The organism is Stenotrophomonas indicatrix (assembly GCF_002750975.1).
GTDB classification, from domain to species: Bacteria; Pseudomonadota; Gammaproteobacteria; order Xanthomonadales; family Xanthomonadaceae; genus Stenotrophomonas; species Stenotrophomonas indicatrix.
In genome coordinates this window covers 61,535-86,778 of sequence record NZ_PEJS01000002.1, presented here as the reverse complement: position 1 = coordinate 86,778, position 25,244 = coordinate 61,535, and the positions used below count along the sequence as shown (strand labels likewise).

Below are 25,244 nucleotides of genomic sequence, written 5' to 3'. Positions count from 1 at the left end.
CTCAACCTGCCTTGCGTCGCGCAGGGGTTTTCTTTGCCGCCTTCTTGGCGGCCTTTTTTGCCGGTGCCTTCTTCGCCGCTGCCTTCTTGGCTGGAGCCTTGCGCGCGGCCGCCTTCTTCGCCGGCGTGCGCTTGTTGGCATCCAGGCTCTTCTGCAGCAGCGCCATGAAGTCCACCACGTTGGTGGTTGCGTCCTCGCGCGGTGCCGGCTCGTCCTCCACCTGGGTGGTGCCGCCCTTGGACTTGATGCGCTTGTTCAGCACCTGCTGCAGGCGTTCGCGGAACTCATCGTGGTACTGCGAAGGATCCCAGTCACCGGCCATCGACTCGATCAACTGCTCGGCCATCGCCGTTTCCTTGCTGGTGATGCGGTAATCGGCAAGCTTTCCACTGGGCAGCTTGTAGTCGTCAGGCTCGACCAGTTCCTGCGGATAGCGCAGGATCATCAGCACCAGCGCGTCATCGTTGGGCATCACCGCGCACAGGTACTCGCGCGTGCGCACCACCACCCGGGCGATACCGACCTTGCCAGTGCTGCGCAGCGTTTCCCGCAGCAGCACGTAGCCTTTCTCGGCCTTTTTACCCGGCACCAGCAGATAGGGCTTCTCGTAGTAACGCGGGTCGATCTGGCTGGCGTCGACAAAGGTTTCCACCTCCACCGTTTCATGGCTTTCCGGCGCCGCCGAACGGATATCGTCTTCCTCCAGCACGACGTAGCTGCCCTTGTCGTACTCGTAGGCTTTGACGATGTCCTTCCACGGCACTTCCTCGCCGGTGTCGGCGTTGACCCGTTCGAAGCGGATCGGTTTGCGATCGCGCGAATCCAGCATGCGGAAGTGCAGGTCGACCTTGCGCTCGCCGGACATCAGTGAGACCGGTACGTTGAGCAGGCCGAAGGAAAGCGTACCGGTCCAGATCGGGCGGGCCATGATGCGCACCTGTGTTTCAGCAGGGGTAGCCAGCTTCAGCCGGCTACCGTGAAACAACCGTGTCGGCCACGTGCAGACCATGCGGTAGTGCCGGCCGCTGGCCGGCAGCTCCTTGAATCCTGGCAATGCCTGCCAGCGACCGGCACTACTGCAGCAGCGGCCTCACCGCAGCGGCCGGGATATGGTCCAGCGCGCGCCAGGCATCTTCCACCACCGGCTGCGCCTGTGCCCAGTTCAGGCGCGACTGTCCGCGCATCTGGTCCCAGTGCTCGGCCAGTTCGCCACTGGTATCGGCCTCGCCGCCACGCGGCCAGTCAGCGGCATGGGTGGTCAGCGCGAAGGCGTACACCGGGCACAGATCGCGCCAGTTGCGATGCCCCTGCCCGCGGCGTTCCTCGTAGTCGCTCAGCATGTACTGCAGGTAATCCTGCGCCACCGCCTGCGGATCCTCCAGGCGGCGCGTCCGGCGCTGCGTGCTGCGCTGGCCAAGCGGATCCAGCAGGGCGTTGAACACGGACGGGGCGGGGCGTTCAAGACGGGGCATGGCCGGCTCCTGCAGCAGGGCGGGTGGGCAGGAATACGCGCGCCGCCGTTATCCAGTCGTGACAAAGATGTTCATGACGCCAGGTTCGCAGTGGCTTTACTTCGTCCGCGCTCTAGTGGAGGCCTACCGGAGGAACGCCCCATGACCACCACCCGTGACCCCCTGCGTGAGAACCACACCCCCGAGCCGGGCGAGCAGCGCGGCAAACACGATCTGGCCGACGCCGAGGACCGTGGCGCCGGCATGTCGACACCGGACGAGGGCGTACTGCCCGTCGTGCGCCGGCCTGAACAGGCCGCCCAGGACCGCAAGGACTGCGGTGACCGCAATCGCGGTGGCCAGGAAAGTCCGCTGAAGCGGCGCGAGCGCAAGCAGCACGCCAGCGACAACCAGGACGAGGCGCTGGAAGAGACCTTCCCGGCCAGCGATCCAACCTCGCCGTTCGTGCCCGCCAAGGCCCCGGATTGATCGGTAGCGCCGGGCCATGCCCGGCGGACCCGTCACGTCCGCGCTGCGCGATCGCCGGGCATGGCCCGGCGCTACCGGGGCCCGCCTAGCGCCATGACCACTGCAGGCCAATGCTGGCGCGGCGGTCCGGCCCCGGTTCAAAGAACCGGCCGTTACCGTCATTGACGATCACCGAGCCGATGTAGCGCTGGTCCAGCACGTTGTCGATACGTGCGAATGCGCGCAGGTCACCGGCCTGCAGCGCCCAGCGGCGACCGGCTTCCAGGTTCAGCAGCGCGTATCCCGGTGCGCGCTCGGTGGCGATGTCATTCACCACCACGTCACTGCTGGCGGCCGCTTCCAGCGCCCACTGCCACTGCCCCGGCGACCACTGCAGGCGGGCATACGCCTGCTGCCGGGGCACGCCGGGCAGGCGGCTGCCAGCGGCAACCACGGTGTCGGGCACTGCGCAGTTGCTGGCCGCACAGGCCAGATAGGGCGAACGCACCTGCGCCTGCAGCCAGGTCCAGGCCAGCTGCAGCTCCAGCTGCTCGGCCAACGGCTGCCGGTACTGCAGCTCCACACCCTGGCGGCGGGTACGGCCGATGTTGCGGTACGTGCTGCGGCCGTTGGTGTTGCTGGCAACGGCCAGCTCATCGTCGGTATCTGCACGGAACAGGCTGATATCGAGCTGTCTTCCATCCTGCGCATGCCATTTGCTGCCCACTTCCACGCTGCGGCTGCGGGCGGCCGCCAGATCCAGCGCCAGCCCGGCCTGGCCGTCGGCGCGGTAGCCCAGCTCGTTGAACGTCGGGGTTTCAAAGCCACGCCCGATCGCCGCGTGCAGGCGCCACTGCGGGCTTGCCTCGAAGCTGACACCCGCCACTGGCGTGGTGGCCTGGTAGCGACGGCGACCACTGTCGTCCGGGTTGCGCCCGACGATGTAGCGATCATCCGATTCGAAGCGCACCGCGCTGTGGCGCACCCCGGCCAGCAGCGACCAGCGCGGGCTCCATTGCCACCACGCCTGGGCGAACTGGTCCACGTTCTGCACGATGTCGATCTGGTCGCGACGCAGGCGGCCGCGTACCCCCACGGTGGTGCCGACGAAGTTCTCGTAGCCGGTGCGGTGCTGGCGCTGGCGATCGGCATTCACGCCCACCACCAGGTCCAGCGGGCGCCCCCACAGATCGCCGTTCCAGCCCCAGCGCGCGTCCAACCCGCCATAACCGCCGTCCAGGTCGATCACGCCACCGGCATGCAATGGGTTGGCCTGCGGTCCCGGCGGAATCGGCAGGTACTGGGTCACCGCGCGCTGCCCGGCATAGCCCATCAGCTGCCAGCGCTGCGCACCGGCTTCACGGGTCCAACGCAGGCCTGCCTGCTGCTGGCGCACCGATTTGCGGGTGTTGTACTGCTCAGCCACCGCCGTGGCCTGGCGTGGATCGGCCGCCACCTGCGCGCGGGTCAGGCCCAGCGGGTCCTGCGCGTTGGGCGCGTGCAGCGCATTGAGCAGCAGCTCCAGGCGGCCGCCAGCGAGCTCGGTGCCAAGGCGCGCGTTGAGCGATTCACGCCGCGCGCGGCTGTGGGCACGCCAGCCATCGGTGCTGAAATGGTTGGCGGCCACGTTGTAGTCGACGCCAGGGCCCGCCCCGCGCAGCTGCGCGCCGACGCTGAGCGTGTTGTCGGCACCGGCATTCACCCGCAGCCGCCACGGGTCACCGGCCTGGCCCTGCGCGCTCCACACCTGCAGCACGCCCCCGGACGAATTTCCATACAGGGCCGAGAACGGCCCGCGCAGCACCTCGATGCGCTCGGCACCGAGCAGGCTGGCGTGCGACAGCTGGCCTTGACCATCGGGCATGGTCGCCGGCACCCCATCGATCAGCACCCGCACCCCGCGCACGCCAAAGGTCGAACGGGCGCCGAAGCCACGGATCGACAGCTGGGTGTCCTGCGCGAAGTTCTGCCGGTCCCGGGCCAGCAGGCCCGGCACTCCGCCCAGCGCCTCGGACAGCTGCGTGCCCGGGCCGGTACGGTCGGCGTCGATCCACACCGTATCCAGGCTGGCGGGCAGGGCGAAGGGGTCGACGCCGGGCACCCGCGCGGCCTGCACCTGCACCGTCGGCAGGGCGGTCGGCAATGGCTCGGCCGTCACCGCCAAAGGCAGCAGCAGCAGGGCGGAAATCGGCAAGCATTGGCGTCGTGCGCTGGGATTCATGATTCAGGTTGATGGATCGGGCGGCAACGCACGCCATGGTACGGGCAGGCGGATGACGATGGCGGCGGCCAGCCCCGGCAGGCTTTGTTACGATGGGTCGGTTTCGGCCGACAGGCCGCAAGCCGCGTGGCGCAATTCCTCCCCCTTTCCGTCTACCGAACGAGTACCGCCGTGTCCTTCTTTGCAAACGTGGAACTGGTCCCAGGCGACCCGATCCTGGGCCTGACCGAGGCGTACAACGCCGACAGCCGCCCGACCAAGGTCAACCTGGGTGTGGGCATCTACTACGACGAGAGCGGCCGCATTCCGCTGCTGCGCGCCGTCAAGCAGATCGAGCAGCAGCTCGCCAACGAAGCCAAACCGCGCGGCTACCTGCCGATCGATGGCCTGCCGGCGTACACCCAGGCCACCCGTGAGCTGGTGTTCGGCAAGGACTCGCCGCTGCTGGCCGCCGGCCGTGTCACCACCGCCCAGACTGTCGGTGGCAGCGGTGCGCTGCGCGTCGGCGCCGACGTGCTGAAGAAGCTGCTGCCGCACGCCACCGTCGCACTCAGCAACCCGAGCTGGGAAAACCACCGCGCCGTGTTCAGCGCCGCTGGTTTCGAGGTGGTCGATTACACCTACTTCGACCCGACCACCCATGGCGTCAACTTCGACGGCCTGCTGGCCGACCTGGGCAAGCTGGAAGCGGGCACCGTGGTGCTGCTGCACGCCTGCTGCCACAACCCCACCGGCGCCGACCTCACCGTCAGCCAGTGGAAGCAGGTCGCACAGCTGCTGAAGGACCGCCAGCTGTTCCCCTTCATCGACATGGCCTACCAGGGCTTCGACAAGGGCATCGAGCAGGACGGCGCCGCGGTGCGCATCATCGCCGAGGCCGGCATCAACAGCTTCATCGTCGCCAACTCGTACTCCAAGTCGTTCTCGCTGTATGGCGAGCGCGTGGGTGCGCTGTCGATGGTCGCGCCGACCGCCGCTGACGCCAAGGCCGTGCAGTCGCAGGTCAAGCGCGTGATCCGCACGATCTACTCCAGCCCCTCCACCCACGGTGCTGCACTGGTTGCCGGTGTGCTGAACAATCCGGAACTGCGCGCGATGTGGGAGCAGGAGCTGACCGAGATGCGTGAGCGCATCCACGCCCTGCGCCAGGGCCTGGTCGAGAAGCTGGCCGCCGCCGGCGCCCCGCAGTTCGGCTTCATCAACGAGCAGGCGGGCATGTTCTCGTACTCCGGCCTGAGCCGCGAACAGGTCGAGCGCCTGCGCGACGAGTTCGGCATCTACGCCGTCGGCACCGGCCGCATCTGCGTGGCCGCGCTGAACCAGAACAACCTGGAATACGTCGCCAAGGCCGTGGCCACCGTCGCCAAGGGCTGATCGACCGCTCCAGCAAGCTGTGGAAACAAAGGCGCCGAAAGGCGCCTTTGTTTTTGCACCAGCCTTGCCCCACCCTCCGCGCTCGCGGCACACCCTGAAGCGCAGTGAGCGGGGCACCGTGGCCAGGACCGTGAGGCGCATGGATGCGCCGATCGAGCCCCATGGGTGAGGGCGCTTTGCCTGCGAGGCATGCCTCGCAAGCGCCAGAACGCACAGCCGCCAGCGGCCGGGCCGGACCACGGAGTGGGTTTACGGCGTGTCCTGGCCACGGTACCCCGCTCACTGCGCCTCCATGAAGACCGCAACGCCTCTGGAAACGATTACGCCTCCCCCCGCTCACCCACGCGCAAGTGAGACCAGCGACAATAGGCGTTTTCCCGTTGCCGAGACCTGCCCGCCCATGTCCCGTACCTCGTTGACCCGCTTCCTGATCCAGCAGCAGCACGCCGGCCGCATCAACGCCGACCTGCGCCAGCTGATCGCGGTCGTCGCCCGCGCCTGCACCAGCATCTCCATCGCCGTCAGCAAGGGCGCCCTCGGTGGCGTGCTCGGCGAGGCCGGTACCGGCAACGTGCAGGGCGAAGCGCAGAAGAAGCTGGATGTCATCAGCAACGAGATCCTGCTGGAGGCCAACGCCTGGGGTGGCCACCTCGCCGCCTGCGCATCGGAGGAGATGGACCACAGCCAGCCGGTGCCGGACATCTACCCGCGTGGCGATTTCCTGCTGCTGTTCGATCCCCTCGATGGCAGCTCCAACATCGACGTCAACGTCTCCGTCGGCACCATCTTCTCGGTGCTGCGTTGCCCGACCAACGTCGAACTGCCCGGCGATGACGCCTTCCTGCAGCCGGGCAGCAAGCAGATCGCCGCCGGCTACTGCATCTACGGGCCCAGCACGCAGCTGGTGCTGACCGTCGGCCACGGTACCCACGCCTTCACCCTCGACCGCGAAACCGGCGAGTTCCTGCTGACCACCGAGAACATGCAGATCCCCGCGGCCACCCAGGAGTTCGCCATCAACATGTCCAACCAGCGGCACTGGGAAGCGCCGATGCAGGCCTACGTGGAAGATCTGCTGGCCGGCAAGGAAGGCCCGCGCGGCAAGAACTTCAACATGCGCTGGATCGCCAGCATGGTCGCCGACGTGCATCGCATCCTGACCCGCGGCGGCATCTTCATCTACCCGTGGGACAAGAAGGAACCGGGCAAGGCCGGCAAGCTGCGCCTGATGTACGAAGCCAACCCGATGGGTCTGCTGGTGGAGCAGGCGGGCGGCGCTGCCTGGACCGGTCGCGAGCGCATCATCGATGTGCAACCCGACCAGCTGCACCAGCGCGTGCCGGTGTTCCTCGGTTCGCGCGAAGAGGTCGCCGAGGCCGTGCGTTATCACCAGGAGCATGACGCAAAGAGCGTCTGACAGCGGCCATCCCTACAGCGGTCATGGCAGATTGATGACATGACCGCAGGGTGACAGCAGCAGCTGCAAACGGCACCATCAAGCCCTTGCCGTCGAAGGAATGCACGCATGCACGAGCCGGGCCCGGTCGATTTCATCGAGGTCATCCACAACGCCGTCCCCAGCGACGTGTGCGCTGCGATCGTCGCGCGCATGCGTGCAAGCCAGGGCCTGAAACCCGGCGCAGTGGGCAGCGGTGTGTTCCCGGAACTCAAGCACAGCAAGGATCTGCGGATCAGCGGCGTGGATGGCTGGCAGGATGTGGACCAGCAGCTGCAACAGGCGGTATTTGCGGGTCTGCAGACTTATCTACGCCGTTATCCACAGGCATTGATCGCGCCGTTGATGTTGCAGATCCAGGACAGCAACGGCCAGCCGCGACGCCTGTCGGCCGAGGATTTCCCCGACATGGCGCCGGAGCAGCTGGCGGATCTGGCGCGCACCTGCCTGCGCCCGGGCGCGATCAACCTGCAGTGGTATGCGGCGGGCGAGGGCGGCTACCCGTACTGGCACTGCGAGCTGTATCCGAAGGACGCGCAGGCCGAGACGCTGCACCGGCATGTGCTGTGGACGCTGTACCTCAACGACGACTTCGACGAAGGCGAAACCGAGTTCCTGTTCCAGGGCCGGAAGATCGCACCGCGCACCGGCAGCCTGCTGATCGCGCCGACTGCGTTCACCCATACCCATCGCGGCAACCGGCCGCAGGGCGGCGACAAGTTCATCGCCACCAGCTGGATCCTGTTCCAGAGCGCGCAGAAGTTGTTTGGTGGGGGTTGAGGCACAGCACCACGGCGCGACCGCGACGACCTAGAACAAACTCCCCTGCGGCGTATCCACCTTCGGCGGCAACGGCTTCTCGAACCGGCTGCAATCCAGCTTCGGCCAATGGCTGTTCTGTGCGTTGAAGCCCAGCCGCTTGCGCGCCAGCTTGAAGCGGTTGTTCAACAGATCTGCGTAAACACCCTGGCCGCGCATGCGCGTGCCGAACTGACTGTCGTAATCCTTGCCGCCGCGCAGCTGCTGGATGGTGCTCATCACATGCGCGGCGCGATCGGGATGATGGGTATCGAGCCAATCGCGGAACAGCGGTGCCACTTCCAGCGGCAGGCGCAGCAGCACGTAGCCTGCAGTGCTGGCGCCGGCGTCGTGCGCGGCTTCCAGCACGGCTTCCAGTTCGCTGTCGTTGATCCACGGAATCACCGGCGCAACCATCACGCCCACCGGAATGCCCGCCTCGTGCAGGCGCTTCATCGCACGCAGCCGCGCATGGGGTGCCGAGGCGCGCGGCTCCAGCTTCGCCGACAGATGCGGATCCAGCGATGTCACCGAGAAATGCACGCTGACCAGGTTCTCCGCCGCCAGCGGTGAGAGCAGATCGATGTCGCGCTCGACCAGCGCATTCTTGGTGATCAGCGAGAACGGATGCTTCGTCTCCAGCATCACTTCGATCAGCTGGCGGGTCAGCTTGAACTTGCGTTCAATCGGCTGGTACGCGTCGGTGTTGATGCCCAGCGCGATCGGCTGCGGCACGTAGCCGGGTTTCGACAGTTCCTTGCGCAGCAGCTGTGGCGCGTTGGTCTTGGCAAACAGCTTGGTCTCGAAGTCCAGGCCAGGCGACAGGTTCAGATAGGCATGCGAGGGGCGGGCGAAGCAGTAGGAGCAGCCATGCTCGCAGCCGCGATACGGATTCACCGATTGGCTGAAGCCGACGTCCGGGGAGTTGTTGCGGCTGATGATGCTGCGAGCGGTCTCCGCGCGTACTTCGGTGCGCAGGCGCGGGGCGAGGAACTCCTCGCTGTCGTCCACTGCCCAGCCGTCGTCCACCGCTTCGCTGACGGTGCTTTCAAAACGCCCCGCAAGATGGGACGTGGAACCCCGGCCCTTGATGGCGGCCTGGGCGTTGCGAGGGGGGTGCTGCATGTTGCCCTCCGGCCGTTACGGGCTATTAGTATTATTGCTAACCACAGGCAGCGCAAGCGGCCAGGATTCACGTAGCTGTAGGCGCGCAGGCACTTGGGAGCGCACCTTGACCCCAGACTTGTCCACAGGGTTGCATGGCTTGGGACCGGGCACGCGCCATCGCCGCGGCAGGCCAGCATGGGGCACGGGTGTCTCAGCAGCTGCGATGGGAAGATCGGCTACAGGGGCGCTTGCCAGGCCGGAACACGGGGACCTGCCGCACGTCTTCGGGCTTCAACCTGGCGGGGAAGTCCCATGCACTGCTACAGCAGTGCCAGGTAGCCCTTCACCGTGGCATCCAGGCCGTCGTACAGCGCCTCGCCGATCAGCGCGTGGCCGATCGACACCTCCAGCACCTCCGGCACGGCGGCCAGGAAGTCACGCAGGTTGTCCTGCGACAGATCGTGCCCGGCATTCACACCGAGGCCGACGGCCTGTGCACGGCGCGCGGCCGTGGCGAACAGTTCCAGCATGGCGCGGGCGTCGCCGGCGGCATGGGCCTCGGCATACGGGCCGGTGTACAGCTCGACGCGGTCGGCGCCGACATCGGCCGCCTGCTCCAGCAGCGGGTTGCCGGCATCCACGAACAGGCTCACCCGGCATCCCATCGCTTTCAGCTCGGCCACCAGCGGGCGCAACCGCTGCGCATCGCGTTCGAAGTCGAAGCCATGGTCGGAGGTGATCTGGCCATCGCCATCGGGAACCAGCGTGGCCTGCGCCGGGCGCGTCTGCGCGCACAGCGGCAGCAACCCGGGGTAGCCCTCACGCGGCGGCGCGAACGGGTTGCCTTCGATGTTGAACTCCACGCCACGGGCACGGGTCAGCGCCGACAGCGCCAGCACGTCCTCGGCGGTGATGTGCCGGCGGTCGGGCCGCGGGTGCACGGTAATGCCATGCGCGCCGGCATCCAGGCAGGCCTGGGCGGCACGCACCACGTCCGGTTCGGTACCGCCACGCGAATTGCGCAGGACGGCGATCTTGTTGACGTTGACGCTGAGCTGGGTCATGGAACGGGACTACGGGGAGTAAGAGGGAGGGTCACTGCCGTCGGCCGGAGCAACCTTGGCCTGCTCGCGCAGACGCCTGAGTTCATCGCTGTCCACCAGTGTCGCCGGATCACGCTGAAGGTCGCCGAAGCGTGCCGCGTATCTCCCGCGCACCCATGCCAGCAGGAAGGCGAGGGTACCCAGCAGGGCCAGCGACATCAGGCCCATGTTCGGTGTTTTCAGCGCAAAGGCGAAGCAGCCCAGCGCCAGCAGCAGGTACAGCCAGTACATTGTCAGTCTCCCCGGGCCACCGCCGCAGTGTAGCGCTGCCTCACAGCAGCGGCGAGGCCAATCGCGCGAAGGCTTCGGGCAACCGGTGCAGCCACAGCGAGCGTCCTGCCTGGTCGTGCACGCGGGTGGCACGCTCGAATTCGGACTGCAGCAACGTAGACAGTTCCGCCACCCGGCCACGGTCGCTGATCATCATCGACAGCTCGAAATTCAGGCGGAAGCTGCGGTGATCAAAGTTGGCGCTGCCGACGATGCAGACATCGTCGTCGGCGATGAACGCCTTGGTATGCAGCATGCGTGGACCGTACTCGTAGATCTTCACTCCCGCATGCAGCAGCTCGTCGAAATAGGAGCGCGCGGCCTGGGTCACGAACCAGGAGTCGCTCATCTTCGGCACCAGCAGGCGCACGTCCAGGCCACCGAGTGCGGCCGAGGTCAGCGCCATCCGCGCCGCTTCGCCGGGTACGAAGTAGGGGGTGACCAGCCAGACCCGCTCACGTGCTTCCTGGATGGCGGCCACGTGCAGGCGATGGATGGTCTCCCATCCCGAATCCGGGCCGGACACCAGCACCTGCGCGTTGATCGCGCCGTCGCCGCGCAGGGGCATGTCGCTGGGCCACAGCCGGGCGATATCGAACCGCGAGTGGTCCTGGCCGCTGGCGTACAGCCAGTCCTCGGCGAACACCAGCTGCAGGCTGCGCACCACGTGCCCGCGCAGGCGCATGTGCAGATCGCGGTAAGCATCCGGGTTGCGGCTTTCGTCTTCGTCGTCGGTGATGTTGATGCCGCCGGTGAATGCCAGCCGGCCATCTACGATCACCAGCTTGCGGTGCGTACGCAGGTTCAACCAGGGTCGCTTGAATGGTTTCAACAGTTGCCGAGGATGGAACCAGATCACCTCAGCGCCGGCGTTCAACAGCGGCTGCAGGAAGCGCTGGCGCACGGCCGAAGAACCTACCGCATCCAGCAGCAGCCGCACCTGTACGCCGGCGCTGGCCCGTTCCACCAACGCATCCCGCAACGCGGTGCCGGCGTGGTCGGGATTGAATATGTAGTACTCCAGGTGCACATGGTCCTGCGCCTGTGCCACCGCTTCCAGCAGCGCGGTGTAGGTGGCCGCGCCGTCGACCAGCCAGGTCACTTCGGTGGCTGTGCTTGGCGCCAGCCCGGTGGTCGCCTGCGCGATCTTGGCCAGTTCGGTGCAGTCGGCATCGGGCGGGCAGACATCGCTGTAGTGCTCCATGCCCGAGCGCGCGCGACCGCGCCGCAGCCGTTGCCGCTTCACCTTCTGTGGGCCCAGCAGGTAATAGATGAAGAGGCCGAGGTAGGGCAGCAGCGCCAGCGACAGGATCCAGCTCAGCGTGGCCACCGGCTCGCGCTTCTGCAGCATGATCCAGCCCGTCAACGCCAGCAGATACAGCAGATAGGCCACCGCCAGGATCGTTCCCAGGTGGGCGATGCCATCAAGCCAATGGCGCACGGAATCGAAGAGGGCGAGCATCCGCCGATCATAGCGGGGACAGGCACCGGCCAGAGGCATTCATTGCCAACGGCGTTGCCGGGAAGACGCCTGCACGCACAAAAAAAAGACGCCCCTGTTTCCAGGGGCGTCTGCAGTCGCGTCATGACTGATGTATTGCGGTGTAGCGATTTACTGCTGCACGAAGCCGATCTTCTTCATCTGAGCATTCTTCGCGGCGGCCAGAACCTTGGCCATCACGTCGTACTCCGAATCCGGGCTGGCATCGATCCGCAGTTCCGGCTGGTTGGTCGGGTCACGCTGGACCTCCTGCTCCATCCGCTGCTGCAGTTCGTGCGTACCGATCGGGCTGTTGTTCCACGAGACCTGGTTGCTGGCGTCGATCTTCAGCTCGATCGGCGGCGGCGGTTCGACCAGCTGCGGCGGTGGGTTGAGCACGCGCTGCGGCAGGTCCACGGCGATCGGGTACGTCATGATCGGCGCGGTCACGATGAAGATGATCAGCAGCACCAGCATCACGTCCACGAGGGGCGTGACGTTGATGTCTGCCATGGGGCCTTTGCCACCACCACTACTGAATGCCATGGCTTATTGCCCCTTCTCTTTGGTCGCCACGAAGCCGACGTCCAGCATGCCCTGTTCCTGCGCGACCTTGGTCATCTCGTTGATGACACGCATCTTGGTGGTGCGGTCACCACGCAGGTTCAACGGCGGCTGCGGGGTCTGCTGGGCGGCGGTCGCCAAGCGCGACTCGAGGGTCTGCTTGTCGATCTCTTCGTCGTTCCAGTAGATCGAACCGTCTTCCTTGACTGCCAGGGTGATGGGACCCTTGCGGTCGTTGGTGTCGTCCGGCTTCTGGACCAGGTTGGCCTCCGGCAGATCCACCTTGACCTTGTGGGACATCAGCGGCGCCGTGATGATGAAGATGATCAGCAGCACCAGCATCACGTCCACGAGGGGCGTAACGTTGATGTCGGCCATGGGGCCGCCGCTGTTACCACTACTGAAAGCCATAACGGGCTCCGTCTAGATCTTGGTGACTACGTTCTCGCTGGGTACAGCGCGTCGCAATTAGCGGACGCGCGAACCGGTGGCGAAGAAGTCGTGCAGGTCGTGCGCGAAGGTATCGAACTTGCTGATGGTCGCGCTGTTGATCTTGCTGAAGAAGTTGAAGGCGAACACGGCCGGGATTGCGACGAACAGACCGATGGCGGTCATGATCAGTGCTTCACCCACCGGGCCGGCAACGGCGTCGATCGAAGCGGAGCCGGTGGCACCGATCTTGATCAGCGCGCCGTAGATGCCCCACACGGTACCCAGCAGACCGACGAACGGAGCGGTTGCACCGACGGTGGCCAGCAGGGTCATGCCCGACTGCAGCTTGTTGCTTTCGCGGGTCACGGCCTGGCGCAGAGCGCGGTCGACGAACTCCGAACGGCTCAGGTTCTCACCCACGCCGCCGACAGCGCCGCCTTCAGCACGCTGGTGGTGCGCAGCAGCCTGTGCAGCGTCCAGTGCGATCTTCGAGAACGGCTCCGAAGCCGGCTGCTCTTCCATTGCACGGATGGCGTCCTGCGCGTTCGGGGTATCCCAGAACAGGCTGACGACGCGATCAGCGGCGCTCTTCAGGCGGGTAGCACGGAAGATGTTGATGACGGTCCAGTACCAGGACATGGCGGACATGACGACCAGGGTCAGCAGCACGACCCAGGAAACCGCGAAATCACCCGGCTTGGTGGTCATTTCGTGGATCAGATGCTCGAAGCCCATCTGCGACAGGGCGTTGGACGGATTGCCCCCGGCAGCAGCGGCGATGAAAATTTCCTGCAGCATGACGCTTACCTTTGTTGTGTGTGGTGATAAAGGGTGTAGCTAAGCTAAACAATCGAACTGGAGGCGAGGGTGGCCAGGCGGCCACCCGGGCGCATCAGTTCAGCGCAAAGTTGACCGGGACGCGGACGCGGCCAGCAGCCTTCTTACCGCCAGCTTCGGCGGCGTTGAAACGCCACTTGCGGGCAGCTTCCATCGCAGCACGGTCCAGATCGCGGTTACGGCTGGACTTTTCCACCGTGACATTGGTGACGTTGCCGCTGGCATCGACATCAATGATCAGGATCACTTCGCCCTGGATACCAGCGCGGAAGGCGGCCGGCGGATAGCGCGGCGGATTCATGGCCTTCGACGAGATGTCCACGCTGGCCTCGATCGAGGTCGGCGGTGCCGGCGGCGACGGCGGCGACGGCGGGGTGACGATATCGTTCGGGCGCGGTTCCGGCACGTCGACGACCGGCGCCTGCGGCGGCGGCGGGACGGGCGACGGCTTCGGCGGCGACAGATTCTTCACCGGCGGCGGCGGGGTGTCCTGCGGCGGCGGCGGCGGCGGCGGCGGTGGCGGCGGCGGCGGTGCGTCGACGATGGTCACCATGACGTTGCGCTCCTTCTCCGCCACGGCCTTGGGAGCCACGGCAGGAATCAGGAGCATCATGAAGGCGGCCAGATGCAGGGCGATTACAAACGCGATACCGACGATGCGAGGCCAGCTCAGCCCCTTGTCATCGGGTTGTTCGTACCGGTGAACGACTAGTTGTTCCGTCATGCGCCAAGAGCTCAATAGTGGGGCCGGAATCCCGGGGGCGGGATCCCTGATCAGCGGTGCATGACACCGCAGGAACCTCCAAGCTTATACCAATCCTGAGCGCTTGCGCATCAACTGGGCAGGCGTTCAGGCGTTATTCCTACTTACTTCAGGTTGATGATTTTCTTGGCATCCGCCTGGTTCTTCACGCCCTTCGCCAGCGCCTGCTGGGCGGCCTGCTTGGCCTCCGGGACACGACCTTCACTGTGCAAAACACGTGCCAGATTCAGGTAGGTCTCACCGTCCTTGGAGAGCGGGGCGGCCTTCTGCCACGCGTCGATCGCCTGCGGCACCTGGTCGGAGTAGTAGTAGGACTGGGCCAGTGCCAGGTAGACCTGGTAATCCGGCTTCAGGATGCCCTTCTGCAACCCCTCATTGATGACCGCGATGACGTCCTTTTCCTTGTTCTCGGTGTTGGCATAGATCGAGTACAGCTGCTTGTACTCGCGCTCTTCGGTGAGCTGGCCGCTGCTGCGCAGCTTGTCCATCACCGCGGCGGCCTTCGGCATCTGATCGGCCTGCATGTACATGTTGGCCAGGTTCAGCTGCGCTTTCTTGTCGTTCGGGTTCTTGGCCGCCAGTGCCTCGGCGGCCTGCACGGCCTCACCGGTCTGGCCGGCTTCGGACAGTGCGGCCATCAGCAGCTGGTTCCAGTTGTCCTTCGGCTCGGCCGCGCCGGCGATGGCCTGCTTCAGCACCGGGATCGCTTCCTGGTAGCGCTCCAGCTGGTACAGCGCCTGGCCCTTGATGATCAGCTCTTCCGGCTTGGTCGACTTGCTCTCGGCGAAGTACTTGTCCAGGGTCGCCAGGCCTTCAGCGGTCTGGTCTTCCTGGATCTGCAGCTGGCCCAGCATCAGCATCGACTGGAAGTGGCCGTTGTTGTCGAGGCCGTTGAACTGCAGCACCTGCTTCAGGTACGCGATGGCGGCTGCGGTGTCGTCGGTCTGGTAGGCGGCCTGCGATGCCAGCTGCGCGGCCAGCGACTTGTCGTACTCGTTGGCGCCGTCGGTGGCCAGGATCTCGTCGGCCAGCGTGCGGGTCTCCGGGAACTTTTCCTTGTTGTAGCTGTCAATCATCTTCTGCAGCTTGCTGCCCAGCTTCGCCGACGACTTCGCTGCCGGTTCCTGGCGGGTCGCGTTCGGGAACAGCACTTCGGCCTTGGCCTGCTTGCCGCCACGGTTGCCACGCTCGGACGAACGCGAGGACTGCGCGAACGCGTCGGTGACCACGGCGCCGGTCAGGGCAGTGGCGATGAGGACGGAAAGCACAGCTTTGTGGTTACGGAAAATCATCGTTCACCTCGATCGAACCGCCGGTAGCGGCAAAGTCGGACTGTCAGAAAAATCTGAGCCGCCAAACGTATCAGAAACAGATGGCGTGAGAAATCGTTTTATGTGCTGCAATACAGCATGAATCTGCGCACTCAGCCACACTTTGGCCGGCGTCCGGCCGCCTGCGCCTGCTGATAGACGGGGCCGAGCGCCGGCACATCACGCTGCAACTCCCTGATCCGATTGGCTGGATCGGGATGGGTCGACAACCATTGCGGGCTGCGACCGCCACTGGCGGCCATCATGTTCTGCCACAGATCGACGGCCTGGGCGGGGTTGAATCCGGCCTCGGCCATCAACCGCTGACCGATCACGTCAGCCTCGCTCTCCTGGGTGCGTGAGCCGGGCAACAGGAACGCGGTCTGCGCCCCCATCCCGCCCAGCTGGTTGACCGTACTGGCTGCGCCTTCGCCGCCATAGGCGCCGGCCAGCGCCCCCAGCACCGCCAATCCGGTCTGCGCGCCCATCTGCCGGGTGATGCGTTCTTCGTGGTGGCGGGCGATCACGTGGCCGATTTCATGGCCGATCACCGCTGCCAGCTGATCCTGGTTCTTGGCAACGCTGAAGATGCCGGTGTTGACCCCGACCTTGCCGCCGGGCAGGGCGAAGGCGTTTGGTTCCTTGTCGACGAACACCGCCGTTTCCCACCGTACGCCACGGTACTGAGGCGGCAGCTGTGCAACGAGCGCGTTGACCACGCATTGCACGTAGCCGTTCTGGCGGCCATCGCTGCTGATCTTCTCTTTCTGCTTCGTTTCGGCGAACGCCTGCGCACCCAGCTGGTCCAGCTGCGCCTGCGACACACCGCCCACCATCTGCCGACGGCCGGTGGGTGAAGTGGTGGTCGCGCAGGCGCTGACCAGTGTGGTGATGACGATGGCCAGCAACAGTTGTTTCATGGACCCACCCCCGTGTTCAGAAGCCCAGTGTGTAACGCGTCTGCTTAATCTTTCGTCAAGCGGACAGAGCCTTACGTTGCCCCGAAAAACACCAGGGCCGCAAGCGCCACGGCATTGTTCAGTGCATGTGCGGCGATCGCCGCCCACAAGGTGCCGGTGCGGCGATACAGCCAGCAGAACGCAGCGCCCATGCCGCCATAGACCAGCCAGAGCTGGGCGATCTCGGCCGGGCCATTGGCGCTGGTACCGGGAATTTCATGGATGAGCGCGAACGCCAGGCTGCTCAGGATCATCCCCAGCCACGGCCGTCCGGCCTGCCACAGGCGCCCGAACAGGACCCGGCGGAACAGCAGTTCCTCGTAGGCAGGTGCCAGTACCACGGCGAACAACGTCAGGAACAGCGGAAAACGGGCAACCGCGTTCTGCATCAGTTCGAGATTCGTCGGCACCGGCTCGATGCCCATCTGCTTGGCCACGAAGGCGATACCGTTACTGCCGATCACGATCGCGCTGGCCACCAGCAGGGTCCAACCCCAGGTGGAGGGGCGACGGAGCGCGTCGCGCGAACGCTGGCGTTCGGCAGCGTTGGCCGGTCGGCGCCAGAAATACACTAGCAGTGCTGCGCCGCCGGTAGCGACCAGTGCCATCAGGACCTGCCCAAGAGCACCGGGCTGGCCGAGCTGCTGGGTGACCGCTGCCGGGTCAGGCGTGCCACCGCCGGATTTGGCACTGGCGTATCCCACAACGATGCCGCGATAGAGTCCCCAGATCAGCCCGCCCACCAGGCTCAACCCGAACAGGGTGACGGCGGCGATTCCCAGATCGATGAAGAAGCCCGCCAGCGGCGAGGAGGCGCGGGGCGTGACAGTAGCCGGTGGAACCGGCGGCGGAGCGGAAACCGGGGCGGAAGCGGACATCGATTACCTGCGATCAAGGGACAAAAGCCGGCGCGCCTCCCCGCGCGCCGGCCACCATCCGATTGTGTCAGATATCCAGGTTGGCGACCTTCAGCGCGTTGTCTTCGATGAAGTCGCGGCGCGGTTCGACCACATCACCCATCAGGGTGCTGAAGATCTGGTCAGCGGCCACCGCATCTTCGATACGCACCTGCAGCAGGCGACGGGTATCGGGATTGACGGTGGTGTCCCACAGCTGTTCCGGATTCATTTCGCCCAGACCCTTGAATCGCTGGATCTGACGGCCGCGCTTGGCTTCGTCCAGCAGCCAGTTGCGGGCCTGCGCGAACGACTCGATCTCGATCGACTTGGCGCCACGGGTGATGACCGCGCCTTCGCGGACCAGACCGTGCAGCAGCTGCGCTGCCTGGTGGATGCCACGCAGCTCGCCGCTTTCAAGCGCGGACAGCGGCAGCACCTGGATGTGCTGTTCGCCCATGTGGCTGCGCGTGACCAGCACCGCAGCGGGACGCTGCTCGTTGGGTTCCTGCAGTTCCAGGGTGAAACGGGCGCTGCCGAGGTTGCCCTGGTTGAGGTGCTTGGCCAGCGCGTCCAGGCCTTCGCCGGGACCTGCGTTGCGCAGGTTTTCCAGCTCCAACGGCATGAAGTCCACCAGCGCTTCGAGCAGGTTGCGGTCGTAACGATGGGTATTGCGGTTGATCGTGTCCTGCGCGGCAGCGTAGGCAAGCAACAGCTTTTCCAGCGCCACGCCATCGATCGGCGGCTCGCCGCTGGCCGGCACCAGCCCCGCGTTCTCCACTGCGCTGCTGGCCAGATAGCTGTCCAGCGCCGGATCGTCCTTCAAGTACAGCTCCTGCTTGCCCTGCTTGATCTTGTACAACGGCGGCAGGCCGATATAGACATAACCACGCTCGATCAGCTCCGGCATCTGACGGTAGAAGAACGTCAGCAGCAGGGTGCGGATGTGCGCGCCGTCGACGTCGGCGTCGGTCATGATGATGATCTTGTGGTAACGCAGCTTGTCCGGGTTGTACTCGTCGCGACCGATGCCGGTGCCCAGCGCGGTGATCAGCGTACCCACCTGGTCGGACGCCAGCATGCGGTCGAAGCGTGCACGTTCCACGTTGAGGATCTTGCCGCGCAGCGGCAGCACCGCCTGGTTCTTGCGGTTGCGACCCTGCTTGGCCGAACCACCTGCCGAGTCCCCCTCGACGATGAACAGTTCGGACAGCGCCGGATCCTTTTCCTGGCAGTCGGCCAGCTTGCCCGGCAGGCCGGCGATATCCAGCGCACCCTTGCGTCGGGTCAGGTCGCGGGCCTTGCGCGCGGCTTCACGGGCACGGGCAGCGTCGACGATCTTGCCGGCGATGGCCTTGGCTTCGTTCGGGTTTTCCTGCAGGAACTCTTCCAGGCGCTGGCCGAACGCACTTTCCACGGCCGGACGCACATCCGAGCTGACCAGCTTTTCCTTGGTCTGGCTGGAGAAGCTCGGGTCCGGCACCTTCACCGACAGCACCGCGATCATGCCTTCGCGCATGTCATCGCCGGTCAGGTTGATCTTGGCCTGCTTGGCGATGCCGTTCTGCTCGATGTAGTTGTTGAGCACACGGGTCAACGCGCCACGGAAGCCGGCCAGGTGGGTACCGCCGTCCTTCTGCGGAATGTTGTTGGTGAAGCAGTACATCGTCTCCTGGTAGGAATCGGTCCACTGCAGCGCCACTTCCACGGTGATGCCGTTGGATTCGCCGGTTACCGAGATCACGTTCGGGTGCAACGGCGTCTTCAACTGCGCCAGATGCTCCACGAAGCTGCGGATGCCGCCCTCGTAATGGAAGTCGTCGCGGCGGCCATCACCACGCTCGTCCACCAGCACGATCTTGACGCCGGAATTGAGGAAGGACAGTTCGCGCAGGCGACGGGCCAGGATGTCGTAGTGGAATTCCACGTTGTCGTGGAAAGCCTTTACCGACGGCCAGAAGCGCAGGGTGGTACCGCGCTTGGTGCTGGGACCGACCTGCTTGAGCGGATGCAGTGCTGCGCCGTCGGCGTATTCCTGCTGGTAGTGGAAACCGCCCTGGTAGATATCCAGGACCAGCTTCTGCGACAGCGCGTTGACCACGCTGACGCCCACGCCGTGCAGGCCGCCGGAAACCTTGTAGCTGTTGTCGTCGAACTTGCCGCCAGCGTGCAGGACCGTCATCACGACTTCGGCTGCAGACACGTCGCGGTCGAGCTTCTTGCTCATCTGCTCGTGCTTGCCCGTCGGAATGCCGCGACCGTTGTCGGACACTCCGACCGAGCCGTCGGCATGGATCGTCACCGACACGTGGTCGGCATGGCCGGCGAGGGCTTCGTCGATCGAGTTGTCGACGACCTCGAACACCATGTGATGCAGGCCGGTGCCGTCATGGACGTCGCCGATGTACATACCTGGGCGCTTGCGGACAGCCTCCAGGCCTTCCAGGGCCGTAATGCTGTTGGCGTCGTAGTTGCCGTTGTTTGCCGGGGTGTTCTGTTCGTCGGTCATTGCGCTTGCCGTAGGCTCCGCAGGTCGGACACCGCTTTGAGCGATGTGTCGAGAATGAAGGGATAGCAGCCTGAATTATACCAGCCGGGGCTGAGCGGCCTTGCCGTGCCCACTATGGCACAGCCACGATCTGTGCATGTTCCACGTGGAACCGGGTGATGTTGCTCAGAGTCTCCAGTGCTGCAGGCGTTTCTGTTGCAGTGATGAATATCTGCGCCGGTGCCGCCAACAGGCGGTGCAGTACCCGGGCCTGGTGTGTGCGATCCAGCTCCGAGGCCAGATCGTCGAGTGCGATGACGGGCCACTCGCCACGCTGCTCGGCGTAATCCTCCGCCTGGGCCAGTAGACAGGCGAGGGCGGTGAGCTTGGCCTGGCCGCGTGACAGCGCATCGCGCCCCGGGATGCTCTGGAACGCCACGCTCCAGTCCGCCCGGTGTGGGCCCAGCGAGGTGTAACCCGCCTGACGGTCGCGATCGCGCGCCAGCAGAAGGGCATCTGCCAGCGGAACCTCGTGCCGGCGCCAGCCGGGACTCAGATTCAGGCCCACGATTCCCAGTTGCGGAGCCAGTGCCTCGGCCAGGGCGATGGTTCGGGACTGCAGCCGCTCCAGGTAGTGCTGCCGACGACTGGTCAGCGGTTCTCCCGCCTCGGCCAGCTCGTGATCCCAGGTATCGAGCATCCGCGACGGCCCGCCCTGCTTGAGCAGGGCATTGCGCTGCTTCAACGCGCGCGAATAGCGCCGCCACAAGGAAAGGAAGTCTGGTTCCACGTGGAACAGACCCCAATCCAGAAAGCGCCGTCGCGGCTCGCCACCACCGCTCACCAAGGCGTGACTGCCCGGTTCGAAGGTCACCACAGCGAGGGCGGCACACAGGTTTCCGAGTTGGGCGACGTCTTCGCCATCCAGCCGCCCCTTCCACTCCTGCCCGCTATGCCGCAACCCGGCTTTTCGCCTCTGCACGGGCAGATCACCGCGTTGCTCGTCCCATTCCACGAAGACTTCCAGGGCTTCATGGCCCTGACGCACCAAGCCATCGCGTACCCGCCCGCGGAAACTCCGCCCATAGGCCATCAGATGCAACGCTTCCAGGACGCTGGTCTTGCCAGCGCCGTTGTCACCGGTCAGCAGATTCACCCCTGGCTGGGGCGACAGCTCCACCGCATCGAAACGACGCAAGTGGTGGAGGGCAAGACGACGAATCTGCATGGGATGCGACAGACCATCCGCACATGGCGGTAGAGGGGCGGGGAATCACCCAGCTTACTGCATTGGTCAAGCCAGCCATCGTGGATGGATGTGGACCGACATCAGCGGGGCGTTGCAGCCTTGGAGAACACGGGTTCCACGTGGCGGAGGCCTGCCGGCATGCAGGCGGCCGGAGACAGTGGCCGAAATCGTTCAAATCCGGCAGGAAGCCAAGGCTCAAGGCGTCCAGATTTCGCCATTCCGAAGACGGTTTCCCCGGCTCATGGCCTGACTCCACACCGAGATTGCAGTCAGTGCTCCCCAGATTTCTTGAAATCTGCCACCAACGCCCCTGCCAGGTTCCACAGATTTCAAGAAATTCAAAGCGGCAGTTCCACGCCATCCACAACAGGTCTGTATGACTTATACACAAGGTGTGGGCGAACTGTGGATAAAAAAGGCACTTTTCCTAGGCTGTAAAACTATCCACAGGTTCCCCCCCAGGCTTGATGGCCTATATACAGGGGGTTTCAACCCTATAAAAGCTTTTTAAAACAGACACATAGCCTACTTTTACATGAAATCTGGCCCTACCATCACCACCAAGCTTTTGATTTATACCCAGATTTAGAAGCTAGGGAAGCGCCGAATTCCTACGAACGAGGCCTGTGGACAGAGAGGTCAGCACGCAAGCGGAAGCCGCTGGATCGGACCCCGCTGCGTGCTCATATCCAACGTGTCTCGTCATCTCAGCATGTGGATTCCACAGCTGGCTTCCCGGGATCGTGGGTTCCATGCGCCGACAACCCATCAGGGCAACGCGGATGCTCTCATCTGCAGGAGCCACCAAGGTCGGCGGTAAGCATTGGCAGCGATGCTCCACGTGGAACAAAAAAAAAGACGCCCGGAGATCCCGGGCGTCCATGTGTTCCACGTGGAACGGCGCAGCTGTCAGAGACGCAACGGCATCACCACATGACGCGACTTCTCGCTGCTCGATTCACGCACCAGCGCCGAGGAGTTGGAGTCGCGCAACTGGATGATCACTTCTTCGTCGCGCAGGGCGGAGAGGGCATCCAGCAGATAGTTCACGTTGAAGCCGATGGCCAGGTCGCTGACCGTGGTGTCGGCCTCGATCTCTTCCTGGGCTTCTTCCTGCTCTGGGTTGTGCGCGCTGATCTTCAGGTTGCCCGGCGAAACTTCCACGCGGATGCCGCGGTACTTCTCGTTGGACAGGATCGCAGCACGCTGCAGCGAGGCACGCAGTGCTTCGCGATCAACCTTCACCTCGCGGTCGGCACCAATCGGAATCACTGCCTCGTAATCCGGGAAGCGACCGTCGATCAGCTTCGAAGTGAAGGTGACATCGTCGCGCTTCACGCGAACGTGGCTACGGCCGACTTCCAGTTCGATCTCGCGATCACCGCTTTCCAGCAGGCGCTGCAACTCGGTCACGCCCTTGCGCGGCACGATGATCTGGCGCTTGGAACCGCTGGGCTTGGCCAGATCGGTTTCGCACAGGGCCAGGCGATGGCCGTCGGTGGCGACGGTGCGCAGCGCATCACCGCGCAGGTCGAACAGCAGGCCGTTGAGGTAATAGCGGACGTCCTGCTGGGCCATCGCGAACGCAGTGCGCTCGATCAGCTCCTTCAGGGTGGCTTCGCCGATCGCGACACGCTCGGTGGCTTCCACTTCGTCCACCGACGGGAAGTCGTTGGAGGGCAGGGTGGCCAGGGTGAAGCGGCTGCGTCCTGCCTGCACGGTGATCTTGTCACCGGTCTGCGAGACGGTGATCCGGCTGCCATCAGGCAGGGCGCGGATGATCTCGAACAGCTTGCGGGCGGGAATGGTGGTTTCGCCGTCCTGGGCATCTTCAACCGCGATCCGCGACACCATCTCCACTTCCAGGTCGGTACCGGTCAGCGACAGCTGGCCGTTCTGCACCTGCACCAGGAAATTGGCCAGAACCGGAAGGGTCTGGCGGCGTTCGACCACGTTGACGACCTGTGCCAACGGCTTGAGAAAGGCTTCGCGCTGCAGTGTGAAACGCATGTGGTTCCGTGCCCCTATGCTTTAAAAAAATGTGGAATAAATCAAAAGCTTGGTGGTGCTGGTAGAGCCAGAATCGCTGGAAAACACAGCTAAGTCTTTGTAAACAAAAGGGTTTCAGGCTTCGAAACCCTCTGCATTACCAGCCCCCAAGGGGTGGGGAAAGCTGTGGATAAATCTTCCGGGAAATCCAACGGCATTTTTATCCACACCCTGTCCCGCGCTTGCTACCGGATTCTGCACCGTTTTATGCGGTGACGCCTCATCGGCGTACGTGCATCATTCGCTCAGCTTCCGGATCAGCTTGTCCCAGTCCTCGCGGAGCTTGCCGTCGGCTTCCATCAGGGTGCGGATCTGCCGGCAGGCATGCAGCACCGTGGTGTGATCGCGACCGGCAAAGGCGTCGCCGATTTCGGGCAGGCTGTGTTCGGTCAGTTCCTTGGTCAGCGCCATGGCAACCTGGCGCGGACGCGCCAGCGACCGGGTCCGACGCTTGGACAGCAGATCCTTGATCTGCAGCCCGTAGTAATCGGCAACGGTTTTCTGGATGTTGGGAATGCTGATCGCCTGCTGCTGGGCGCGCAGCAGGTCGCGCAGGGTTTCCTGGGCGAATTCGGTGGTGATCGCACGGCCGGTGAAATTGGCGCGGGCGGTCAGGGTATTCAGCGCACCCTCGAGGTCGCGCACATTGGAGCGCATCTTCTTGGCAATCAGGAACGCAACGTCATCGGGAATCTCGGCACCACGCTCGCGGGCCTTGGCCAGCACGATCGCAGCGCGGGTCTCGAAGTCCGGCGGCTCGATGGCGACCGACAGGCCCCAGGCAAGCCGCGACTTCAGGCGCGCTTCCAGGCCTTCGACTTCGCGCGGATAGCGGTCGCAGGTCAGGATGATCTGCTGCTTGCCATCGAACAACGCGTTGAAGGTGTGGAAGAACTCTTCCTGGGTGCGATCCTTGCCGGCGAAGAACTGGATGTCATCGATCAGCAGCGCGTCGACCTGCTGGAACTGGCGCTTGAACTGATCCATGGTCTTTTCCTGCAAGGCCCGGATCATCGCGCTGAAGAACTGTTCCGAACGCAGGTACAGCACCTTGGCGGCCGGATTGGCCTGACGCATCGCGTTGCCGGCGGCGAACATCAGGTGGGTCTTGCCCAGGCCGGTGCCCCCGTACAGCAGCAGCGGATTGTGCGCGCGGTCGCCCGGCTTCTGCGCCGCCTGGAATGCTGCGGCCAGGCCCAGCTGGTTGCTGCGGCCTTCCACGAAGTTGGCGAAGGTGTAGTGGTTGTCCAGGTTGCCGGCAAAGGGAACCTGCGGCTGCACCGGCGCCTGCGCCGAATGGCTGGAAACCGGCGCGATCTGCGCGTCCACGGGCCGCGGACGCGAGCCGATTTCAAGAAATACGTCGCCGAAACCGGCAAAGTGGGTGACCAGCTCGCGGATCCGCGGCAGGTACAGTTCGCGCACCTGATCGACAATGAAGGCATTCGGTGCATACAGCACCAGGCTGTCAGCGCGCAGATCTGCCTGCAGCGGCTTCAACCAGGTGTGAACATCCTCGGGCGGGAACTCCGCCTCGAGTCGCTCGAGACTACGTGACCAGGCATCCATCAGCAATAATTGTCCGGTGGCCGATGCATAGGCGCGAAAAGGCGCCCAAACACAGGCCTGAAAGGGGGGAAATGGATGGCTCAGCCTACCACCGAGCGCCCGCCTTCGGAATGCTTGTCCCCTACTTATTCACAAAAAGATCCACAGCTATTGCACAGCCCGGTGAATTGGCGTAGCAGACAGGGGTTGACGGGAGGGGGGACACCTCTCTAAAATTTCCGGTTCTTTCCGTCCCATTCATACGAGAGGCCCACATGGCCACCAAGCGCACCTTCCAGCCCAGCAACCTCAAGCGTAAGCGCGACCACGGCTTCCGTGCCCGTATGAAGACCGCTGACGGCCGCAAGATCCTGTCGCGTCGCCGCGCCAAGGGCCGCAAAGTCCTGAGCGCCTGATTGCC

Annotated in this window: 23 protein-coding genes; 5 read left to right on the top strand and 18 right to left on the bottom strand. The window is 64.7% G+C overall.

The genetic code is table 11. From position 1 onward, the window contains the following. Position 1 precedes the first annotated feature (1 nt). Positions 2-928, bottom strand: coding sequence for a non-homologous end joining protein Ku (ku, locus tag CR918_RS19410; RefSeq protein WP_025875519.1), 927 nt, complete (start codon positions 926-928; stop codon positions 2-4). A 145-nt stretch (positions 929-1,073) separates the two neighbouring features. After that, positions 1,074-1,472 carry a hypothetical protein gene (locus CR918_RS19405; protein ID WP_025875521.1) on the bottom strand — a complete coding sequence of 133 codons (399 nt, stop codon included), beginning with the start codon at positions 1,470-1,472 and terminating at the stop codon, positions 1,074-1,076. A 141-nt stretch (positions 1,473-1,613) separates the two neighbouring features. Here CR918_RS19405 and CR918_RS19400 point away from each other — a divergent pair, with 141 nt between their 5' ends. After that, positions 1,614-1,940 carry a hypothetical protein gene (locus CR918_RS19400; protein ID WP_025875523.1) on the top strand — a complete coding sequence of 109 codons (327 nt, stop codon included), beginning with the start codon at positions 1,614-1,616 and terminating at the stop codon, positions 1,938-1,940. Between the two features lie 85 nt (positions 1,941-2,025). On the opposite strand, the gene CR918_RS19395 is transcribed toward CR918_RS19400, so the two are convergent. Continuing rightward, positions 2,026-4,140 (bottom strand): TonB-dependent receptor family protein, encoded by a 2,115-nt coding sequence (locus CR918_RS19395; protein WP_099844513.1) that lies wholly within the window; start codon positions 4,138-4,140, stop codon positions 2,026-2,028. Positions 4,141-4,311: 171 nt separating this feature from the next. On the opposite strand from CR918_RS19395, the gene CR918_RS19390 reads away from it, so the two are divergent. The 3 genes from CR918_RS19390 (at position 4,312) to CR918_RS19380 (ending at position 7,750) form a co-directional block, all read left to right on the top strand. Then, entirely contained in the window at positions 4,312-5,514 is a 1,203-nt protein-coding gene (locus CR918_RS19390) for an amino acid aminotransferase (protein ID WP_099844511.1), read from the top strand. A 400-nt stretch (positions 5,515-5,914) separates the two neighbouring features. After that, positions 5,915-6,931 carry a class 1 fructose-bisphosphatase gene (locus tag CR918_RS19385; protein ID WP_025875529.1) on the top strand — a complete coding sequence of 339 codons (1,017 nt, stop codon included), beginning with the start codon at positions 5,915-5,917 and terminating at the stop codon, positions 6,929-6,931. A 108-nt stretch (positions 6,932-7,039) separates the two neighbouring features. Continuing rightward, positions 7,040-7,750 (top strand): 2OG-Fe(II) oxygenase, encoded by a 711-nt coding sequence (locus CR918_RS19380; RefSeq protein WP_032978467.1) that lies wholly within the window; start codon positions 7,040-7,042, stop codon positions 7,748-7,750. 30 nt (positions 7,751-7,780) lie between these two features. Here the strand turns inward: CR918_RS19380 and CR918_RS19375 are convergent, their stop codons facing one another. The 15 genes from CR918_RS19375 to dnaA form a co-directional block, all read right to left on the bottom strand. After that, a complete protein-coding gene (locus CR918_RS19375) occupies positions 7,781-8,893 on the bottom strand; it encodes a PA0069 family radical SAM protein (RefSeq protein WP_099786342.1) in 1,113 nt (370 codons plus the stop codon). A gap of 302 nt (positions 8,894-9,195) precedes the next feature. After that, positions 9,196-9,939 (bottom strand): pyridoxine 5'-phosphate synthase, encoded by a 744-nt coding sequence (locus tag CR918_RS19370; RefSeq protein ID WP_099844509.1) that lies wholly within the window; start codon positions 9,937-9,939, stop codon positions 9,196-9,198. Between the two features lie 9 nt (positions 9,940-9,948). Then, positions 9,949-10,209, bottom strand: a complete 261-nt coding sequence (locus tag CR918_RS19365) for a hypothetical protein (RefSeq protein ID WP_099844507.1) — start codon at positions 10,207-10,209, stop codon at positions 9,949-9,951. Between the two features lie 40 nt (positions 10,210-10,249). Then, positions 10,250-11,710 carry a cardiolipin synthase gene (gene cls, locus CR918_RS19360; protein WP_099786345.1) on the bottom strand — a complete coding sequence of 487 codons (1,461 nt, stop codon included), beginning with the start codon at positions 11,708-11,710 and terminating at the stop codon, positions 10,250-10,252. 150 nt (positions 11,711-11,860) lie between these two features. Continuing rightward, the gene (locus CR918_RS19355; RefSeq protein WP_025875547.1) at positions 11,861-12,274 is read right to left on the bottom strand and encodes an ExbD/TolR family protein; all 414 of its coding nucleotides are present in this window, start codon (positions 12,272-12,274) and stop codon (positions 11,861-11,863) included. A 3-nt stretch (positions 12,275-12,277) separates the two neighbouring features. Then, complete coding sequence (locus CR918_RS19350) at positions 12,278-12,703, bottom strand: ExbD/TolR family protein (RefSeq protein ID WP_025875550.1); 426 nt, start codon at positions 12,701-12,703, stop codon at positions 12,278-12,280. A gap of 57 nt (positions 12,704-12,760) precedes the next feature. Continuing rightward, a complete protein-coding gene (exbB, locus tag CR918_RS19345) occupies positions 12,761-13,522 on the bottom strand; it encodes a TonB-system energizer ExbB (RefSeq protein WP_025875552.1) in 762 nt (253 codons plus the stop codon). A 94-nt stretch (positions 13,523-13,616) separates the two neighbouring features. Beyond that, complete coding sequence (locus tag CR918_RS19340; protein WP_032951834.1) at positions 13,617-14,285, bottom strand: energy transducer TonB; 669 nt, start codon at positions 14,283-14,285, stop codon at positions 13,617-13,619. A gap of 143 nt (positions 14,286-14,428) precedes the next feature. Continuing rightward, a complete protein-coding gene (locus CR918_RS19335; RefSeq protein ID WP_025875554.1) occupies positions 14,429-15,616 on the bottom strand; it encodes a tetratricopeptide repeat protein in 1,188 nt (395 codons plus the stop codon). A gap of 131 nt (positions 15,617-15,747) precedes the next feature. Further along, positions 15,748-16,554 carry a M48 family metallopeptidase gene (locus tag CR918_RS19330; protein ID WP_025875555.1) on the bottom strand — a complete coding sequence of 269 codons (807 nt, stop codon included), beginning with the start codon at positions 16,552-16,554 and terminating at the stop codon, positions 15,748-15,750. A 71-nt stretch (positions 16,555-16,625) separates the two neighbouring features. Then, positions 16,626-17,471, bottom strand: a complete 846-nt coding sequence (locus CR918_RS19325; RefSeq protein ID WP_099844506.1) for a CPBP family intramembrane glutamic endopeptidase — start codon at positions 17,469-17,471, stop codon at positions 16,626-16,628. 67 nt (positions 17,472-17,538) lie between these two features. Continuing rightward, on the bottom strand, positions 17,539-19,998 hold the full coding sequence (gene gyrB, locus CR918_RS19320; protein ID WP_032978484.1) for a DNA topoisomerase (ATP-hydrolyzing) subunit B: 2,460 nt from the start codon (positions 19,996-19,998) through the stop codon (positions 17,539-17,541). Positions 19,999-20,110: 112 nt separating this feature from the next. Continuing rightward, positions 20,111-21,205 carry a DNA replication/repair protein RecF gene (recF, locus tag CR918_RS19315; protein ID WP_033832639.1) on the bottom strand — a complete coding sequence of 365 codons (1,095 nt, stop codon included), beginning with the start codon at positions 21,203-21,205 and terminating at the stop codon, positions 20,111-20,113. 930 nt (positions 21,206-22,135) lie between these two features. Continuing rightward, on the bottom strand, positions 22,136-23,236 hold the full coding sequence (dnaN, locus tag CR918_RS19310) for a DNA polymerase III subunit beta (protein WP_005411731.1): 1,101 nt from the start codon (positions 23,234-23,236) through the stop codon (positions 22,136-22,138). Between the two features lie 276 nt (positions 23,237-23,512). Beyond that, on the bottom strand, positions 23,513-24,844 hold the full coding sequence (gene dnaA / locus CR918_RS19305; protein ID WP_025875573.1) for a chromosomal replication initiator protein DnaA: 1,332 nt from the start codon (positions 24,842-24,844) through the stop codon (positions 23,513-23,515). A 254-nt stretch (positions 24,845-25,098) separates the two neighbouring features. Here dnaA and rpmH point away from each other — a divergent pair, with 254 nt between their 5' ends. Continuing rightward, positions 25,099-25,239, top strand: a complete 141-nt coding sequence (gene rpmH / locus CR918_RS19300; protein ID WP_006404565.1) for a 50S ribosomal protein L34 — start codon at positions 25,099-25,101, stop codon at positions 25,237-25,239. The last annotated feature ends 5 nt before the right edge of the window (positions 25,240-25,244 follow it).

Bases quoted from the DNA above. Each gene is read 5' to 3' on its own strand.
- ku (WP_025875519.1), bottom strand. From the start codon at position 928: ATGGCCCGCCCGATCTGGACCGGTACGCTTTCCTTCGGCCTGCTCAAC.
- CR918_RS19405 (WP_025875521.1), bottom strand. From the start codon at position 1,472: ATGCCCCGTCTTGAACGCCCCGCCCCGTCCGTGTTCAACGCCCTGCTG.
- CR918_RS19400 (WP_025875523.1), top strand. From the start codon at position 1,614: ATGACCACCACCCGTGACCCCCTGCGTGAGAACCACACCCCCGAGCCG.
- CR918_RS19395 (WP_099844513.1), bottom strand. From the start codon at position 4,140: ATGAATCCCAGCGCACGACGCCAATGCTTGCCGATTTCCGCCCTGCTG.
- CR918_RS19385 (WP_025875529.1), top strand. From the start codon at position 5,915: ATGTCCCGTACCTCGTTGACCCGCTTCCTGATCCAGCAGCAGCACGCC.
- CR918_RS19380 (WP_032978467.1), top strand. From the start codon at position 7,040: ATGCACGAGCCGGGCCCGGTCGATTTCATCGAGGTCATCCACAACGCC.
- CR918_RS19375 (WP_099786342.1), bottom strand. From the start codon at position 8,893: ATGCAGCACCCCCCTCGCAACGCCCAGGCCGCCATCAAGGGCCGGGGT.
- CR918_RS19370 (WP_099844509.1), bottom strand. From the start codon at position 9,939: ATGACCCAGCTCAGCGTCAACGTCAACAAGATCGCCGTCCTGCGCAAT.
- CR918_RS19365 (WP_099844507.1), bottom strand. From the start codon at position 10,209: ATGTACTGGCTGTACCTGCTGCTGGCGCTGGGCTGCTTCGCCTTTGCG.
- cls (WP_099786345.1), bottom strand. From the start codon at position 11,710: ATGCTCGCCCTCTTCGATTCCGTGCGCCATTGGCTTGATGGCATCGCC.
- CR918_RS19355 (WP_025875547.1), bottom strand. From the start codon at position 12,274: ATGGCATTCAGTAGTGGTGGTGGCAAAGGCCCCATGGCAGACATCAAC.
- CR918_RS19350 (WP_025875550.1), bottom strand. From the start codon at position 12,703: ATGGCTTTCAGTAGTGGTAACAGCGGCGGCCCCATGGCCGACATCAAC.
- exbB (WP_025875552.1), bottom strand. From the start codon at position 13,522: ATGCTGCAGGAAATTTTCATCGCCGCTGCTGCCGGGGGCAATCCGTCC.
- CR918_RS19340 (WP_032951834.1), bottom strand. From the start codon at position 14,285: ATGACGGAACAACTAGTCGTTCACCGGTACGAACAACCCGATGACAAG.
- CR918_RS19335 (WP_025875554.1), bottom strand. From the start codon at position 15,616: ATGATTTTCCGTAACCACAAAGCTGTGCTTTCCGTCCTCATCGCCACT.
- CR918_RS19330 (WP_025875555.1), bottom strand. From the start codon at position 16,554: ATGAAACAACTGTTGCTGGCCATCGTCATCACCACACTGGTCAGCGCC.
- CR918_RS19325 (WP_099844506.1), bottom strand. From the start codon at position 17,471: ATGTCCGCTTCCGCCCCGGTTTCCGCTCCGCCGCCGGTTCCACCGGCT.
- gyrB (WP_032978484.1), bottom strand. From the start codon at position 19,998: ATGACCGACGAACAGAACACCCCGGCAAACAACGGCAACTACGACGCC.
- recF (WP_033832639.1), bottom strand. From the start codon at position 21,205: ATGCAGATTCGTCGTCTTGCCCTCCACCACTTGCGTCGTTTCGATGCG.
- dnaN (WP_005411731.1), bottom strand. From the start codon at position 23,236: ATGCGTTTCACACTGCAGCGCGAAGCCTTTCTCAAGCCGTTGGCACAG.
- dnaA (WP_025875573.1), bottom strand. From the start codon at position 24,844: ATGGATGCCTGGTCACGTAGTCTCGAGCGACTCGAGGCGGAGTTCCCG.
- rpmH (WP_006404565.1), top strand. From the start codon at position 25,099: ATGGCCACCAAGCGCACCTTCCAGCCCAGCAACCTCAAGCGTAAGCGC.